We start from the raw sequence: 16,491 nt of genomic DNA, 5'->3' as shown, positions 1-16,491 counted from the left end.
GAGCATGAAAGGGAAACTTATAGTAGTCGGCGGTGGCTTGGCTGGCTTAATGGCAACGATTAAAGCGGCAGAAGCAGGAGTAAATGTTGAACTGTTTTCTTTAGTACCAGTAAAACGTTCACATTCTGTATGTGCTCAGGGCGGAATTAACGGTGCCGTAAATACGAAAGGTGAAGGGGATTCTCCATGGATCCACTTTGACGATACAATTTATGGTGGGGACTTCTTAGCGAACCAACCACCAGTTAAAGCAATGTGTGAAGCAGCACCTGGTATCATTCATTTAATGGACCGTATGGGTGTTATGTTCAACCGTACGGAAGAAGGACTTCTTGATTTCCGTCGATTTGGTGGAACGCAACATCACCGTACAGCATTTGCTGGTGCAACAACTGGACAGCAATTACTTTACGCATTAGATGAGCAAGTACGTCGTCACGAAGTAGCAGGACTTGTAACGAAATATGAAGGCTGGGATTTCTTACGAGCTGTTGTTGATGATGAAGGTGTGTGCCGAGGAATCGTTGCACAAGACTTACAAACTATGGAGATTAAAAGTTTCGGAGCTGATGCCGTGATTATGGCAACAGGGGGCCCTGGTATCATTTTCGGAAAATCAACAAACTCCATTATTAATACAGGTACAGCAGCTTCTGCTGTATATCAACAAGGTGCATATTATGCAAATGGTGAGTTCATTCAAATTCACCCAACGGCAATTCCTGGAGACGATAAATTACGTCTTATGAGTGAATCTGCACGTGGTGAAGGTGGACGTGTTTGGACATATAAAGATGGTAAACCATGGTACTTCTTAGAAGAAAAATATCCGGCTTACGGAAACCTTGTACCTCGTGATATCGCAACGCGTGAAATCTTTGATGTTTGCGTAGAGCAAAAACTAGGTATTAACGGTGAAAACATGGTGTACTTAGATCTTTCTCATAAAGATCCGAAAGAACTAGATATTAAACTTGGTGGAATTATTGAAATCTATGAGAAATTTACAGGGGATGATCCTCGTAAACTACCAATGAAAATCTTCCCAGCTGTTCACTATTCAATGGGTGGACTATGGGTTGACTATAAGCAAATGACGAGTATTCCAGGTTTATTTGCAGCAGGTGAGTGTGATTATTCTATGCACGGTGGTAACCGCCTTGGTGCAAACTCACTATTATCAGCAATTTACGGTGGTATGGTAGCAGGACCAAACGCAATTGAATATATGAAAGGTCTTTCTAAATCATCAGATGCTGTTTCATCTACTGTATATGAGCAAAATGAATTAATCGAAACAGAGAAATTTAACAATATTTTAACGATGGATGGTAATGAAAATGCATATGTTCTTCATAAAGAGCTTGGAGAATGGATGACAGATAACGTTACAGTAGTTCGTGAAAATAAAAAGTTATTAGAAACAGATGCGAAAATTGAAGAGTTAATGGATCGTTACAAACGTATTAACATTAACGATACAGCGAGATGGAGTAACCAAGGTGCTTCATTTACACGTCAACTTGCAAATATGTTTGAGTTAGCACGTGTTATTACAATTGGCGCATATAACCGTAATGAGAGCCGCGGGGCGCATTACAAACCTGAATTCCCAAATCGTGATGATGCAAACTTCTTAAAAACTACTATGGCAAAATTTGAAGGAGAAGGAAATGCACCAGCATTCCATTACGAAGACGTTGATGTTTCATTAATTAAACCGCGTAAACGTGATTATTCTTCAAAACATGATGTAGCTGCTAAGGGTGAAGAGAAGGGGGATAAACAACATGTCTGAGAAAACAATCCGCCTCATCATTACGAGACAAGATGGACCAGATGCACAAGAGTTTGACCAAGAGTTTGAAATTCCATATCGTCCTAATATGAATATTATTTCGGCGCTTATGGAAATTCGTCGTAATCCTGTTGATTCAAAAGGAAACCAAACAACTCCGATCGCATGGGATATGAACTGCTTAGAGGAAGTATGCGGTGCATGTTCGATGGTTATTAACGGAAAGCCACGTCAATCATGTACGGCTCTTATTGACCAATTAGAACAGCCAATTCGCTTAAAGCCGATGAAGACATTCCCAGTTGTACGTGATTTACAAGTTGACCGCAGTCGCATGTTTAATGCTCTAAAACGCGTTAAAGCTTGGATTCCAATTGATGGTACGTATGACTTAGGTCCAGGACCAAGAATGCCTGAGAAAAAGCGTCAATGGGCTTATGAGCTTTCAAAATGTATGACATGTGGTGTTTGCTTAGAATCATGTCCAAACGTAAACAGTAAGTCTGACTTTATTGGACCAGCGCCGTTATCACAAGCTCGTTTATTCAACTCACATCCAACGGGTGAAATGCATAAAGCAGATCGCTTACGTGCAATTATGGGAGATGGAGGGCTAGCAAACTGTGGTAACTCTCAAAACTGTGTGCAATCATGTCCGAAGGGTATTCCTTTAACAACTTCAATTGCGGCATTAAACCGCGATACAACAATTCAATCGTTCAAAGATTTCTTTGGTAGCGATAATAACTATTAATAAATATTGCCTCTTCATTTTGAAGGGGCAATATTTATAACTGTATTTTTCAGTTTATTCTGTTTTTTTGGGTGGGAAGGGGAGATAGCGTTGAAGAGAATTTCTTATATTGAAGACTTCGAGAAATGGGAAAGTGGTTTTTCATTTTACAATCCTGTAAAGGTTCGTTTTGGTGAAGTAGATATGTTTGGACATGTAAATAATGTCGTTGCTTTTACTTATTTTGAAGAAGCTCGTATCGCGTTGTTTAAAGAACTTGGATTTATGCAAGAGTGGACACATGCATCATCAGAAACGATGATCGTTGTTGCGGATTTACAATGTAATTTTATTAAGCAAATATATTTTGATGAACAGTTGAAGGTGTATGTAAAGGCAGGATCGGCTGGGAACTCTTCTTTAGATCTACATTATATGGTGAAGAATGCAGAAGGAGAGGTTTGTTTAGTAGGTCGTGGAATGATGGTTCAAGCGTCGAAAAAAACAGGAAGAGGCGAACCATGGCCTGAAGAATGGAAGAAGAAATTACTACAATGATAGAGTGAAAGAAAAATAAGAGAGCAATTTGCTCTCTTATTTTTTGTCTTCCATCGCTTCTTCTAATGTTAAGTGATGTTTATATAGGTATGTAGCGTATGGATTACCAACGTAGCGTAAGTGCCATGGTTCATATGCATATTCTGTTGTATCTGTTTTATCTTCTAAGTAACGAATGACAAAGCCGAATTCATGAGCGTGTTCCGCGACCCATTTTCCTTCTGCTGTCTCCCCGAAAATAGGCTCTAATTGAAATTTAGCTGTTTTTGAACTAATATCCATTGCTAAACCCGTTTGGTGTTCACTCGTACCAGGAATTGCGCTTACTGAATTAGCCTCAGCTTTTCCTTGACGTCTAACGTATGTATCATGCAACGATTTTTGGCGTTTGTATGAACGATAACCAGATACAGCTGTAAGATCAAGCCCTTCTTTTTTCGCAGCTTTGAACATGTTTTCAAGTGCCTCCGCAGCATCTTTACGTAGCAATGTTTTTTCTTTATCTTTTGGACTAGAAAATGGTACGTTTGGTCTCGTTAAGTCTTCAGGAATGTATCCATCTGGTAGTTTTCGATGTTTATTAATTAAGACAAGATTAGATTTTGGATTTGTTACAACTGAAAAGTCATTGTCTATTTTCTTTGCATTATGATTAGCTTTTGGAAAAGCAGGAATCTCTTCTTTTGGGTGGTTAGTATGTTTTTGACTTTCGACAGCTTTCGCTTCATTATGTAGTGGTGATTTAGAACCAAAGTAAGTGAAAGATGTGATACCGATTACAATAGTAGTGGCAGAAATAATTATTATCTTTTTCATAATGCCTTGTAATCACAGTCCCTTCTTAATAAAATGTGTATCGTTTTTTTATTATAAGTCTAGTTTGTTGGAAAAGGAATATAAGAGTCATAACGTAATAGAAATGCAAAGAAAATGTCAGAAAATGTGTGAATTTGTAGTATTTTTTTATATAATTCATTTCTTATCTTTCATGAATTGCATTTTTTATGTAATATATATACATAAGAAGATGTAGCGATTATCGAGAATAAAGAACTTCTTGTATAGACTAGGAGTGAATGGGAATGGATTTTGCAACAATTATTGGACTTGTTTTAGGATTTTTAGCAGTGGTAGTAGGGATGGTCGTCAAGGGCGCTGACGTAACAGCCTTATTAAATCCTGCCGCAGCATTAATTATTTTTATCGGTACATTTGCTGCAGTATGTATTGCATTTCCGATGAATCAACTAAAAAGGGTTCCAAAACTATTTAAAGTTCTTTTTGGTTCAAATAAAAAGGATTTAAGTTATGAACAGTTGCTAGAATTATTTGTTCATTGGACATCTGAAAGTAGAAAATACGGTATTTTGTCTTTAGAGCAACAATTAGACAAAATTCAAGATGAATTTCTTTTGCGCGGTATGAAATTTGTGATTGATGGCGTATCCGCAGAAGATTTAGAGCAGATTTTGGAATCTGAATTAGAGGCAATTGAAGAAAGACATGCAAAGGGAGCTGCTATTTTTTCACAAGCTGGTACGTATGCACCGACATTAGGAGTTTTAGGTGCTGTTATCGGTCTTGTAGCTGCGCTTGGTAACTTAACTGATATTGAAAAGTTAGGTCATGCTATTTCGGGTGCGTTTATTGCAACGATTTTTGGTATTTTTTCAGGTTATGTATTATGGCATCCATTTGCAAATAAGTTAAAGCAAAAATCTTCAGCTGAAATTGAGAAAAAACGTTTAATCATTGATTGTTTATTAATGTTACAAGAAGGTACATATCCGTTTATTATGAAGAACCGCATTTTAGGTGCACTTTCTGCAACTGAGCGTAAAAAGCTAGAAAAAGGAGCAGAAAAAAATGCGGAGTAAGAAAAATAGAAGAGGCAAAAAGAAAAAACATGATGAGCATATCGATGAAACGTGGTTAATTCCATATTCTGATATGTTAACGTTGTTATTTGCATTGTTTATCGTTTTATTCGCAATGAGTAGTATAGATGCTGCGAAGTTTAAACAGATGGCAGTTGCTTTTCGAAGTGAATTAGCTGGGGGAACAGGTAACAAAGAATTTTTAAGTGATCAAAAGCCAAATGAGGAAAAAGAATTATCAGCAAGTAGCCTTGAGGCAGAACAAGCAAAAAAACAAGAAGAAGCTAGAGCTAAAGAAAAAAAAGAGATGGATGAATTGAAAGCACTACAAAAAAAGATTGATCAATATATTAATGAAAAACAATTATCCTCTTCTTTTCAAACTAAATTAACTGAAAAGGGATTAATGGTGACAATATTAGAAAATATACTGTTTGATTCGGGGAAAGCAGATGTGAAATTAGAATCTTTAGGGATTGCGAAAGAGATGTCTAGCTTACTTGTTTCAGCGTCACCTCGTGAAATTACAGTATCGGGTCATACGGATAATGTCCCTATTGCCAATGCGCAGTTTGCGTCGAATTGGGAATTAAGTACGCAGCGGGCAGTTAATTTTATGCAAGTATTACTGCAAAATAAAGAATTACAACCAGAAAAATTTAGCGCGATTGGATACGGAGAATACCGTTCAATTGCTCCAAACGATACACAAGAAGGAAAGGCAAAGAATAGACGTGTGGAAGTGTTTATCTTGCCTTTAACAGAGAAAGTAAAATAAAGAGGATGGCGAATGCCATCCTCTTTATTTTACTTCAAATGATTTTAAGTTGTCGCGACGGATTTTATCTTTTTCTGCATCTGATTTTTTGAAATCATAATCATATAAAGCGCCTTCCCAATCGCCATACATTGGATTCGGGAAAATAATGAATTTCTCACCAAATTGTGCTTTTGAATCTTCTACTGTTTGGTTACGATCTTTTACAGATTTTCCATCAAAACCTGTGAAATCAGATAAGTTATCACCGAAGAATAAGACAATATCATGGGTTTGAGAAACGAGTTCACGGCGTTTTTCTTTTCCTTTTTCTTTCGGATCTTGTAGTAATATATGTTCTTTCGTTGCTTGAGGAGCACCTACACGCTCAAGATTTTTAATTGTTGCATCTAGTTGGTTCGTTTTACGATTTGAGATGTAGTAAATATCTACACCTTTAGACTCTGTATATTTTAAGAAATCAATTGCGCCTGGAAGGGCTTCAGCCTCAGCTTTATTAATCCAATCATCCCATTTGTAAGGATAGCCTTTGCCTGTTTTTACGCTCATTGCTTGATGAGGACTGTTATCTAAAACAGTTTCGTCTAAATCAAGTACGATAGCAGGTTTTTTCTCTGTCCCTTTTGCAAGAACTGCATCAAGCTTTAATTGACCGATATTGTACCCTTGGTAGTAAAGTGCTTTCGTTTCGCCAGCTGTTTGATACCATAAATCAGCCATTAATTGCTGTTCTGTTAATTTTACTTTCTCTTCTTTCGCCACTGTTTTCTCTGGTGTTCCTGAACATGCTACAAGTGATGTAGATAGAACCGCTACAGATAATAGAGTGGTAATGCCCCTCTTCATCTTCATATGTACCCTCCTTGATGTTAGAAAATCATTTTATATTATATATTAAAATATAATATTTTTATATGAACATTTGCATATTGTCTTTTGTATATATAGTAGTATGTCCTATATTAGAAAGATGAGCAAAATAATAATAGTTATTTTGACAAGTTTTATTGTCGTAATGACAATTATAATTGACAAAAAGAGTTTTACTATTTACAATTTTAACTAAATAGAACAAATGATGGATTAATGACGGTGTTTACATATAAGAGGATGAAGTGTAGTGCTATATTTTTTCTTGAATAAACATAGTCTTTGAAAGAGAGTACGAATGATACTAAAGGGGAGGCTTTATACTTTGAGTTTACAAATTCAAAACTTAACGAAACAATTTGGGGAATCAAAAGCAGTTAATGGTTTGCAAATTTCGTTACCAAAAGGTGAAGTACTAGGATTACTTGGACGAAATGGTGCAGGGAAAACAACAACAATCAAAATGCTTCTCGGATTATTAACGCCTAATGAAGGTACGATTACGTGGGATGGAAAAGCATTTGGGGATAGTGGCGTAACAATTGGGTATTTACCAGAAGAAAGAGGTTTATATACAAAAAGTAGAGTAATAGATCAGTTGCGATATTTTGGTAGATTAGAAGGAATGTCGAAGAAAGAAGTAGATCAAGCTATTGATCATTGGTTAGAGCGTTTAGCGATACCAGAATATAAATTTAAAACGGCTGGAGAGCTTTCAAAAGGGAATCAGCAAAAAATCCAATTAATTGCTGCTCTTCTTCATAATCCGGAACTTCTCATTTTAGATGAACCATTCAGCGGCCTTGATCCAGTTAACGCCGGGATGTTAGCTAGTATTATTGAAGAACAAGTACAGAGCGGAAAGACGATTATTTTATCAAGTCATCGTATGGAACAAGTAGAGGCTTTTTGCCAACATGTATGTATTTTGAAAAAAGGTGAAGCAGTCGTAAAAGGACAGCTAAGTGATATTAAGAAAGAATACGGTTTCCGTAATTTAACGATTGAAGATACAGTAGAGAATGAAAAGGGATTAGAAGCTATACATGTATCGTATGAAAAACAACAAGGCCTTCTTTATGTGAAAGTACAAGACGATGCGGAAGCTCTCAAGATTTTGCAACAGTTGCAAGAGCAAGGTGTTAGCTTACGACAATTTAAAATGTTAGAGCCGACGTTAAATGAAATCTTTGTAGAGAGGGCGAAATAACGATGCGTAAATTTTCTCACGTATTTTCATTTTATTTTAGGGAAGCATTTTTATCTAAAAAATCATTAATTACGAGCGCGATTTTATTTTTAGTTGTGTTTGGGATTTTTGCATTTAATCATTTTACTTCAGGCGATGATAAAAATAAGGATAAAGATAAAATTGCAGTTGTAGTAGAGAGTTCCACATATAAAGTACAAAAAGATGAGCTAAATAAGCTATTGCCATCAGCAAAAATAACACTTGGTTCAAAGGATGATTTTGATAAACTGCATAAGCAAGTAGAAGAAGGCGATTTAGATGGTCTATTCCATGTGACGGAAAAGGGTGGGGCTCCATCGATTACATATATGTATAATGGATTTCCAAGCCAAGCAACTTCTGCAATTATGGCAGGATATTTAAAGCAACAATATACGATGGTGACAATTGCCAAAAATAATGTTTCACCAGAAATTGCACAGCAATTACAAACAGAAATTCAAGTAAAGCAAGAAGCGATAAAAGATCGTACATCTTCTTTCGGAATTGCCTATTTCTTTACATTTGCTTTATATATGTTTATTGTAGCGTTCGGAAATACAATCGCAATGAATATTGCATCTGAGAAGGCGTCACGTGTAATGGAAGTAATGCTTCCGAAAGTGAAACCTCTTACGATGATGTATGCGAAAATTTTAGCGGTTGTTTCAACGGCTTTATTGCAACTTGTCATATTGGCGTGTGGTTATCTTATTCCATATTTGTTAGGTTGGGTCGATTTAGAAAGTGCCTCACTATTTGGTATTCCAATTGACTTTACGAAATTAGATGCAAAGGTTGTAAGCATGTTTCTTGTTTATTTCATTACGGGATATTTACTTTATGCAATGATGTATGCTGCTGCTGGAGCTGTCGTGTCTAAGACGGAGGATTTACAAGCTGTATCTTTCCCGGTAATGATTTTAATTATGGCTGCATTCTTCATTAGTATTAAATCATTAAGTGATCCGAATAGTACTATCGTTGTTGTAAGTTCTTACGTTCCATTTTTTACACCGATGGTTACCTTCTCACGTATTGTAGCTGGTGAAGCAGGTATGCTAGAAATTACGATAACATTAGCAGTCTTATTGGCGACAATTGCGATATTAAATGCTGTTACAAGCCGCATTTACGTAAATGGCGTAATGAATTACTCAGATAAAGTGAAATTTAAAGATTTAGCGAAATTTATAAAGCGTCAATAATGAGAGAAAAGCATGATTTCCTATTGAAATCATGCTTTTTCTTTATGTATAAATTAAAAATAGTATATAATAATAAGAGTCGTCTTTTAATAGAATGAATAAAAAGGAGGGTGTGCAGATGGGGATTAGTAGTCGTTTTACAGTAGGTGTTCATATGCTGACATTACTTGCGATAGATCGAAACTCTCGCTGTACCTCTGAATGGATTGCCGGTAGTGTGAATACAAATCCAGTTGTGATTCGTCGCATTACAGGAATGTTGAAGAGAGCAGGACTTGTTGATGTACAAGCTGGTAAAGGTGGTACGACACTTGCTCGAGATTTAGAAGAAATTACATTACTTGATGTATATAAAGCAGTGGAAGTTGTAGAAGAAGGACAGCTATTTTCCTTCCATGAAAATCCCAACATTGAATGTCCAGTAGGAGCTAATATTCAATCAGTATTAGAAATTATTTTAATGCAAGCGCAAGAAGCGATGGAAAACGTGCTTGCAAATGTAACGGTAGATCAATTAGTTACAAATTTAAAGTCTAAAATGAAAGAATAAAAAAGCGAGCTTCCTCATAATGAGGGCTCGCTTTTTTTTATTCAGAAATATTGAAAATTCTATTTTTCAGTATTTAAAATGAATTTACCTACGATAGCTGCGAAGATACCACCAAGAATTGGTGCTACGATGAATACCCATAGTTGAGAAAGTGCTTCTCCACCAACAAATAAAGCTGGTGCGATACTACGAGCTGGGTTAACAGATGTTCCAGTTAACGGAATTCCTAATAAGTGGATTAAAACTAATGTGAAACCAATTACTAGTCCGGCTAAAGAAGAACTTCCTTTTTTACCTGTTACAGCGACGATAACTAAAATAAATACGAAAGTTAAAATGAACTCAACTAAAAATGCTCCAGATAAACCAAGAGTTCCGAAACCATTTTGTCCTAAATTATCTAAAGGTGTTTTAGCAGATTTTAAAATTGTTACTAACGTTGCAGTTCCTAATAAACCACCTAAAATTTGAGCTAATACATAATAACAAAGTTCCATAGCGTTCATTCGTTTGTTGATGAACATAGCTACTGATACTGCTGGGTTAATGTGACATCCAGAAATTGTTCCGATGCTATATGCCATAGCTACAATAGATAAGCCGAAAGCCATAGCGATTCCTAATGTTCCAATTCCTTCGATTCCGCCGCCAGTGACAGCTACTCCAGTTCCGAATAATACAAGTACAAATGTACCAATAAATTCAGCGATTGCTTTTTTTAACATAATTTACCTCCTATTAATGCGCATGAAACGTATTATAACATACGTTTTAGTATAAACAGCCAATGAAATACTATTCTGATAAGGCAAAATAGGGGGACAATAAAAAAGAGTATGGTTCATCTCTATAGAACCATACTCTTTTTTATGCTGATTTTTTCTGTTTAACGGCTGGAATAGATCGGTTTAAAATACTATTTGCAACCATTCCTAACATAATAATAATCATTCCAAGTAGGGAAAGCCCGCCAGGAAACGAACCATTCAAGAAAACAATTTCTCCAAGTACGGTAAAGACCATCGTTCCAGCTTGTGTTGCTTCAACAGCTCCAAGTAAAGCCAGGTTATCTTTTGCTAAGTCAGTAGCAAAGAAAAATGTCATCGTTGCAATAACGCCGGAACATAATGCTAACAAAAATCCTTGAAGCATTTGGCTAGATGTTGGAATACCCGTAGTAGAAAATCCGTATACACCAAGCAAAATTGTTATAGGAAGACTTCCAATTGCCATTCCTAATACACGTTGGAACGTATCAAGGCGTCCGCCAACAAGCTCCATCATTTTTCGGTTACCGAACGGATATAAGAAAGCGGCTAATACGACAGGTAAAAAACCTGAAATGAACTGAGTCATTGTAATATGGCCTGCGGCAGTTGCTTGCATACAAATTACACCAAGTAAAATAAATAAAGCAACATATAAGCTACGAAGTGGAATTTTTCCACGTACAAGTTTCGTACCTGATTTTGTTTCTATTTTCACAAAAAATAGTGGTGATAGTAGTAAACCAGCTAAAATCGTAACTTGCCAAGTTCCAGCAACGAGCCAAGCTGGAGAAAAGACAGCTGCGAAACTTAATAAAGAATAAAAACCAATACCGGCAACAGAACCCCATCCGATCCACGCCAATGGATGTTTTTTTAACTCTTTCCATAATCCCCTAAAGTTTTTGCGAAATAAAACGATAAGGAATAAAATAGGAAGAGCAAATAAAAAACGGAAGGAAGCTGTCCAAGCCCAGCTCGTTCCAGATACATTCATTGCTCTATTAATAATAAAGGTTGCAGAAAAAAAGGCCGATGATAAAAGACCTAATAAAATTGCGCGCATGAAGTATAGCACTCCTTTCGAAAATAAATAATTATGTATAGTATGATATACTTTAATTGAATAAAAGTAAACTATTTTATACTTTGAGGTGGTTTTATATATGAAAGAAAATGAAGATATGCAAACGAAAGAAGTCATTCAACAAGTTGGACAATTATTGAGACAAATTCGAAATGAACAGAAATTAAGTTTAGAAGAATTAGCTCATAAAACAGGAGTTAGTAAATTAACATTAGGAAAGATCGAAAGAGGGGAAACAAATCCGACGCTAGCTGTCATTTGGAAAATAACGAAAGGGTTATCAATACCTTTATCTAGATTAATGGTTTTTGGAGAACCAGTAGCCGTTGCGCGCTGTGGAGAAGGATTTGCAGTAGATGTAGGACAAGCATGGCATTTAGAAACGATGTTCCGTTATACGAAAGAAACAGGGATGGAAATGCACCGTGCTTGTTTACGATCAAATAGTATATATGAACCAGAAGCTCATCATGAAGGTGCGATTGAGCTTGTAACGGTAATGAAAGGGAAAGTATCGATTCAAGTAGAAAGCGATGTATACGAATTAAATGAGTTTGATTCCATTCAATTTGAAGCGAATAAGAAGCATATTTATAAAAATGAAGAAGAAGAAGTGGCGGTATTACATTTAACGATGAAATATTCTTCATGAAAAAATCCCCTATAGAAAAATCTATAGGGGATTTTGTATACACTATGCTCAAATATATGAAAGAATGTTATTAGTAAGAGCGTGGCATAAGTAATAAACAAATAAAATAAACTAAAAACCCCGTCCCAAAACATAAAACTGCAATGACCCAAAGTATGCGAATGAGAGTAGAGCTAATATCAAAATATTCTCCTAAACCACCGCATATACCAAATAGCATTTTATCAGTTTCGGATTTACATAATCTTTTTGACATCTTCCAATACACTCCTTTTTATAGCAAACTCTATACTTCTATTCTATATGGAAATCTATGAGGAGACTATGAGGTTGTATGACATTTTTTTAGGGAACAGTCATATTAATTGTCTTAATTTTCAGTTGATATTAAAATTATAGTAAGAGGTACTTTTAATAAAGGGTGGGGAAATAGAGATGACGGTATATTGGTTGACTAATGTAACGCTTGAATCGGGGTATACATATGAAGAGGGGAGAATTTCAAAAACAGAAACAGAGTTATGTAGTTTACTTATTGAAGAGGGACGAATTAAAAAAATTATAGCAGGGACTGTTCAAGAGGAAGGGGTACTCATTCTTGATGCTAATCGTTTATTAATTTTGCCCGCTTTCGAAGAGATGCATATTCACATTGATAAGACATATTATAGTGGTCCTTGGAAAGCTTGTATGCCAGCAGAAAGTATTTTTACACGTTTTAATGAAGAAGAAAAAATTTTACCAAAGCAATTAGCGACTGCCCAAAATAGAGCAGAAAATATGCTAGAGTTACTACTGCAAAATGGTGCAACGAATATTAGAACGCATTGTAATGTTGATCCAATTATTGGGCTTGGTAATTTGGAGGCGACGTTAGCGGCATTAGAAACATATAAAAATCGAGTGTCTAGTAGAATTGTTGCGTTTCCACAACATGGATTATTGCGCAGTAATTCTGTGCAACTCGTGAAAGATGCGATGCGTATGGGTGCTCATCTAGTCGGAGGCGTAGATCCAGCTACAGTGGATAATGACATTGAAAAATCATTACATACAATTATGGATATCGCAGTAGAATTTAATGCGGATGTTGATATTCATTTGCATGATGCGAATAATCTTGGAACATTTACGATGAAGAGATTGGCAAGTTTAACAGAAGAAGCAGGATGGCAAGGTCGTGTAACAATTAGTCATGCACTTGGACTTGGTGGTGTTACTGATAAAGAGGCTGAAGAAGTGGCAGAAAGACTCGCAAATGTAAATATTGATATTACTTCAACGGTACCAATTGGTAAACAAGTAATCCCAATTCCGTTATTAGATAAAAAAGGTGTTAAGGTTTCATTAGGAAATGATAGTATTACAGATCATTGGTCACCGTTTGGAACAGGTGATATGCTTCAAAAGGCGAATCGATTAGCAGAGCGTTTTGGGTGGAGTGACGAAAGGTCTTTAGGAAAAGCACTTCGCTTTATTACAGGAGGAAAAGAAACGTTAAATAATGAAGGGAAGCGAGTATGGCCGAATGTAGGGGATGAAGCGAGTTTTGTTTTGACAAATGCGACATGCGCTGCTGAAGCAGTAGCGCGTCAAACAGAAAAACGTTTAGTCGTGTATAAAGGAAATATTGTTGTTGGAAGTTTAAATGAGGTGGAATTAAATAATCTTGTGTAGAAGAATCGTTTAAATATTTTGAGGGGGGTTCTAATGGTAAGTCTAGAACTCTTCTTTTTTATTCTTACAGTATATTTTTTATAGGAAAGCTAGAAGGGATGAAAATTTTGGACAATCAACATAACCAAAATCATATTATGGGAACTTTGCAATGGTTTATATTTTTATTAGCAAATTCAATCGCACTACCAATTGTCGTTGGCGGATTATTTCATCTTACGACGGAAGAAATATTTTATTTAATGCAGCGTACGTTTTTTGTAGTTGGTATATCTTCTTTTTTACAAGGCTGGCTTGGGCATAGACTGCCAATTGCGGATGGGCCGGCTGGATCTTGGGTTGGTGTATTTACCGTGCTTGCTTATGCAACGGCCGGACAGGATCAATTACATAGTACACTGCAAATTTTAGAATTAGGAATGATAATCTCCGGTGTTATTTTAATAGGATTAGGAGTAACTGGTTTTATAGGACGTATTTTATTTTTATTTACGCCGCTTGTGACAGGGACGTTTTTACTTTTATTATGTTTACAATTAAGTGGTGTATTTTTAAAAGGAATGTTAGGGATTACAGCTACTATTTCTCAAATTGACGGATTTACAGCAATGATCGCGTTTAGTATATTTTTGTTCGTTATTATACTATCTAATTTCGGAAAAGGCTTTGTCAAAAGTTATGCAGTTTTAATAGGATTAATTAGTGGGTGGATTATTTTTCTCATTGCAGGAAAAGTGACAATCCCATCTCAAGTAACTCATTTTGTGCAACTTCCACATATATTTGCTTGGGGACTTCCAAAATGGAATACAGGTATGGCTGTATCAAGTTTCGTTATGGTATGTATTTTAGTTTCGAATACGGTGGCAGCTATTATAGCAATTAATCAAGCAACTATTCATAAAGCGACTATTGAACAAAAACAGTTGAAAGATGGAACATGGGTTGGGGGGATTTCACATATCATCTCTTCTGTATTTTCAACTGTAGGTGTCGTTCCGTTACCAGCAACGGCAGGATTTATACGTTTAACAAAACAAAAGTATATACGATCGTTCTTAATGGCATGTGCGTTACTAGTCGTAATGTCTCTTTTTCCAAGTATTATTCGTTACTTAGCATCTTTACCATCTGCTGTCGCATCGGCTGTTTTAATGGCTTCGTTCGTACAGTTAATTGGAATTGGATTTAATAATATAAAACAAGTGCCGATGAGTGAAAGGAATGTAACGATTTTAGGCGTTGCAGTATTATTTGGCAGCGGCGTTATGTTTTTACCGTCTGGAGCACTCCAATCCTTGCCGTCTGTTATGCAATATATATTCGGTAATGGTTTATTTGTAGGTACGGTTGTAAGTATATTGCTAGAACAAATATGGCGCGTTGGAAAGTAAGTGGATAAAAAGAGTGTACGCACTGTATAAAAGTCTAAAATAACATAGGAAATAAAGCCCATTTTCATTCACCACCTGCACATTTCGTTCATACAATATCTTGACTAAATAAACACCCAACTTACACATACACAGCTCTGGCTTAAGCAAGGAGGGTTATACCAGTTGAAGGAAAAAGCGTATCAATCTAAACCTTTACTCACAAAGAGAGAAAGAGAAGTATTTGAATTACTGGTTCAAGATAAAACAACGAAGGAAATTGCAGGTGAACTTTTTATAAGTGAAAAGACAGTTCGCAACCACATCTCAAACGCAATGCAAAAGCTAGGGGTTAAAGGACGTTCACAAGCAGTTGTGGAGCTTCTTCGTATGGGAGAGCTCGAACTATAAGAAAGCAGCCGACTTTTATACAAAGAGTCGGCTATTTTTTTGTTTGCTTCACTTGCTATATGAATGATAAGAACACTCCATACATAAATAGGTAATAAGGAGGGGATATGTTGAAAAGGATACTGTTAGTTTCAACAAGTGCTCATGATATGAATGGACACCCGACGGGTTTGTGGCTTGAAGAGCTCGCAGCTCCTTATCATTTATTTAAAAAGGCTAAGTTTGATGTTGATATTGTGTCAATAAAAGGCGGGAGAGTACCTATAGATAGAGTGTCTATTCCGAATGGTATACCTCGCGAATTCAAGCATGTAGCTTCTTTATTACAAAATACGAGGCCGATTTCAAATGTTCATTTCTCGGATTATGATGCGGTTTTATTTGGTGGTGGGCACGGGGCGATTGTAGATTTTCCAGGCAATCCATATGTAGCAAATTTGATTGAGAATATGTATAACAATAACCGGATTGTAGCGGCTGTTTGTCACGGAGTAAGCTCCTTAGTCGGTGTGAAAAATAAGGATAGCTCGTTTTTTGTTGCCGGTAAGCGTATAACAGGTTATACAAACGATGAAGAAAAAGCTGTACATTTAGAAAAGCGCGTTCCGTTTTTGTTAGAAAGTAAGTTGAAAGAAGAAGGAGCTTTGTTTTATGTAGCGCCTAATTTTACGCCGCATGTGGTAGTAGATGGGCATTTAATTACAGGGCAAAATCCACAGTCTAGCGTGGAAATAGGTAAGGCTATAAAAAGGGCTGTAAATAAATTATAGAAAAAGTACCCGCTACTAACAAAGGTAGTGGGTATTTTTATCCTAAAATTCCCCCCTCAAAATTGGTTTGTAACTGTCCAGTTGGTGATAATGGATTCTAGTTCTTTATGTATAGTATATGAAAATGTAATAAACTAAAAAAGCATAATGA

The 16,491-nt window shown here is 36.2% G+C and carries 18 protein-coding genes; 13 read left to right on the top strand and 5 right to left on the bottom strand.

The genetic code is table 11. From position 1 onward, the window contains the following. Positions 1–4: 4 nt before the first annotated feature. The 3 genes from sdhA to AC3EMB_RS22200 all read left to right on the top strand — a co-directional run bounded on the left by sdhA (position 5) and on the right by AC3EMB_RS22200 (position 3,089). Positions 5–1,798, top strand: a complete 1,794-nt coding sequence (gene sdhA, locus AC3EMB_RS22210; RefSeq protein WP_000676743.1) for a succinate dehydrogenase flavoprotein subunit — start codon at positions 5–7, stop codon at positions 1,796–1,798. Then, on the top strand, positions 1,791–2,552 hold the full coding sequence (gene sdhB, locus AC3EMB_RS22205; protein WP_001291830.1) for a succinate dehydrogenase iron-sulfur subunit: 762 nt from the start codon (positions 1,791–1,793) through the stop codon (positions 2,550–2,552). Before sdhA ends, sdhB begins: the two co-directional genes overlap by 8 nt. Before the next feature lie 90 nt (positions 2,553–2,642). Continuing rightward, positions 2,643–3,089 carry an acyl-CoA thioesterase gene (locus AC3EMB_RS22200; RefSeq protein WP_488517277.1) on the top strand — a complete coding sequence of 149 codons (447 nt, stop codon included), beginning with the start codon at positions 2,643–2,645 and terminating at the stop codon, positions 3,087–3,089. A gap of 36 nt (positions 3,090–3,125) precedes the next feature. On the opposite strand, the gene AC3EMB_RS22195 is transcribed toward AC3EMB_RS22200, so the two are convergent. Beyond that, positions 3,126–3,905 carry a M15 family metallopeptidase gene (locus tag AC3EMB_RS22195; RefSeq protein WP_423097714.1) on the bottom strand — a complete coding sequence of 260 codons (780 nt, stop codon included), beginning with the start codon at positions 3,903–3,905 and terminating at the stop codon, positions 3,126–3,128. 266 nt (positions 3,906–4,171) lie between these two features. Between AC3EMB_RS22195 and motA the strand changes: the two genes are divergently transcribed. Next, the gene (motA, locus tag AC3EMB_RS22190; protein ID WP_000344862.1) at positions 4,172–4,966 is read left to right on the top strand and encodes a flagellar motor stator protein MotA; all 795 of its coding nucleotides are present in this window, start codon (positions 4,172–4,174) and stop codon (positions 4,964–4,966) included. Next, positions 4,956–5,744 carry a flagellar motor protein MotB gene (gene motB, locus AC3EMB_RS22185; RefSeq protein WP_001256741.1) on the top strand — a complete coding sequence of 263 codons (789 nt, stop codon included), beginning with the start codon at positions 4,956–4,958 and terminating at the stop codon, positions 5,742–5,744. Before motA ends, motB begins: the two co-directional genes overlap by 11 nt. 24 nt (positions 5,745–5,768) lie before the next feature. Here motB and AC3EMB_RS22180 read toward each other — a convergent pair whose 3' ends face one another. Next, complete coding sequence (locus AC3EMB_RS22180) at positions 5,769–6,596, bottom strand: 5'-nucleotidase, lipoprotein e(P4) family (protein ID WP_000782771.1); 828 nt, start codon at positions 6,594–6,596, stop codon at positions 5,769–5,771. A gap of 343 nt (positions 6,597–6,939) precedes the next feature. Here AC3EMB_RS22180 and AC3EMB_RS22175 point away from each other — a divergent pair, with 343 nt between their 5' ends. The 3 genes from AC3EMB_RS22175 to AC3EMB_RS22165 all read left to right on the top strand — a co-directional run bounded on the left by AC3EMB_RS22175 (position 6,940) and on the right by AC3EMB_RS22165 (position 9,603). Continuing rightward, positions 6,940–7,824, top strand: coding sequence for an ABC transporter ATP-binding protein (locus AC3EMB_RS22175; RefSeq protein WP_000058130.1), 885 nt, complete (start codon positions 6,940–6,942; stop codon positions 7,822–7,824). Between the two features lie 2 nt (positions 7,825–7,826). Continuing rightward, positions 7,827–9,053 carry an ABC transporter permease gene (locus tag AC3EMB_RS22170; RefSeq protein ID WP_001224987.1) on the top strand — a complete coding sequence of 409 codons (1,227 nt, stop codon included), beginning with the start codon at positions 7,827–7,829 and terminating at the stop codon, positions 9,051–9,053. 118 nt (positions 9,054–9,171) lie between these two features. Continuing rightward, positions 9,172–9,603 carry an Rrf2 family transcriptional regulator gene (locus AC3EMB_RS22165; RefSeq protein WP_000512998.1) on the top strand — a complete coding sequence of 144 codons (432 nt, stop codon included), beginning with the start codon at positions 9,172–9,174 and terminating at the stop codon, positions 9,601–9,603. Between the two features lie 59 nt (positions 9,604–9,662). Here the strand turns inward: AC3EMB_RS22165 and AC3EMB_RS22160 are convergent, their stop codons facing one another. Then, positions 9,663–10,328 carry an aquaporin gene (locus AC3EMB_RS22160; RefSeq protein WP_000913213.1) on the bottom strand — a complete coding sequence of 222 codons (666 nt, stop codon included), beginning with the start codon at positions 10,326–10,328 and terminating at the stop codon, positions 9,663–9,665. Between the two features lie 142 nt (positions 10,329–10,470). Beyond that, positions 10,471–11,436, bottom strand: coding sequence for a DMT family transporter (locus AC3EMB_RS22155; RefSeq protein WP_001201639.1), 966 nt, complete (start codon positions 11,434–11,436; stop codon positions 10,471–10,473). Positions 11,437–11,536: 100 nt separating this feature from the next. On the opposite strand from AC3EMB_RS22155, the gene AC3EMB_RS22150 reads away from it, so the two are divergent. Next, positions 11,537–12,109 (top strand): helix-turn-helix domain-containing protein, encoded by a 573-nt coding sequence (locus AC3EMB_RS22150; protein WP_488517276.1) that lies wholly within the window; start codon positions 11,537–11,539, stop codon positions 12,107–12,109. Positions 12,110–12,179: 70 nt separating this feature from the next. On the opposite strand, the gene AC3EMB_RS22145 is transcribed toward AC3EMB_RS22150, so the two are convergent. Further along, entirely contained in the window at positions 12,180–12,365 is a 186-nt protein-coding gene (locus AC3EMB_RS22145; protein ID WP_000044337.1) for a PspC domain-containing protein, read from the bottom strand. A 179-nt stretch (positions 12,366–12,544) separates the two neighbouring features. Here AC3EMB_RS22145 and AC3EMB_RS22140 point away from each other — a divergent pair, with 179 nt between their 5' ends. The 4 genes from AC3EMB_RS22140 to AC3EMB_RS22125 all read left to right on the top strand — a co-directional run bounded on the left by AC3EMB_RS22140 (position 12,545) and on the right by AC3EMB_RS22125 (position 16,340). Beyond that, positions 12,545–13,786: an amidohydrolase family protein gene (locus AC3EMB_RS22140; protein WP_000219588.1), complete on the top strand. Its 1,242-nt coding sequence runs from the start codon at positions 12,545–12,547 to the stop codon at positions 13,784–13,786. A 98-nt stretch (positions 13,787–13,884) separates the two neighbouring features. Further along, the gene (locus AC3EMB_RS22135) at positions 13,885–15,180 is read left to right on the top strand and encodes a purine/pyrimidine permease (RefSeq protein WP_053563595.1); all 1,296 of its coding nucleotides are present in this window, start codon (positions 13,885–13,887) and stop codon (positions 15,178–15,180) included. Positions 15,181–15,345: 165 nt separating this feature from the next. Beyond that, positions 15,346–15,570 (top strand): spore germination transcription factor GerE, encoded by a 225-nt coding sequence (gene gerE, locus AC3EMB_RS22130; RefSeq protein WP_000659484.1) that lies wholly within the window; start codon positions 15,346–15,348, stop codon positions 15,568–15,570. 107 nt (positions 15,571–15,677) lie between these two features. Next, positions 15,678–16,340 (top strand): type 1 glutamine amidotransferase domain-containing protein, encoded by a 663-nt coding sequence (locus AC3EMB_RS22125; RefSeq protein ID WP_016512275.1) that lies wholly within the window; start codon positions 15,678–15,680, stop codon positions 16,338–16,340. Positions 16,341–16,491 lie beyond the last annotated feature (151 nt).

The sequence above is a fragment of the Bacillus sp. LQ16 genome (genome assembly GCF_057784645.1).
Note: the sequence above shows the minus strand (reverse complement) of the source record. Positions and strands in the feature narration are given on the sequence as shown.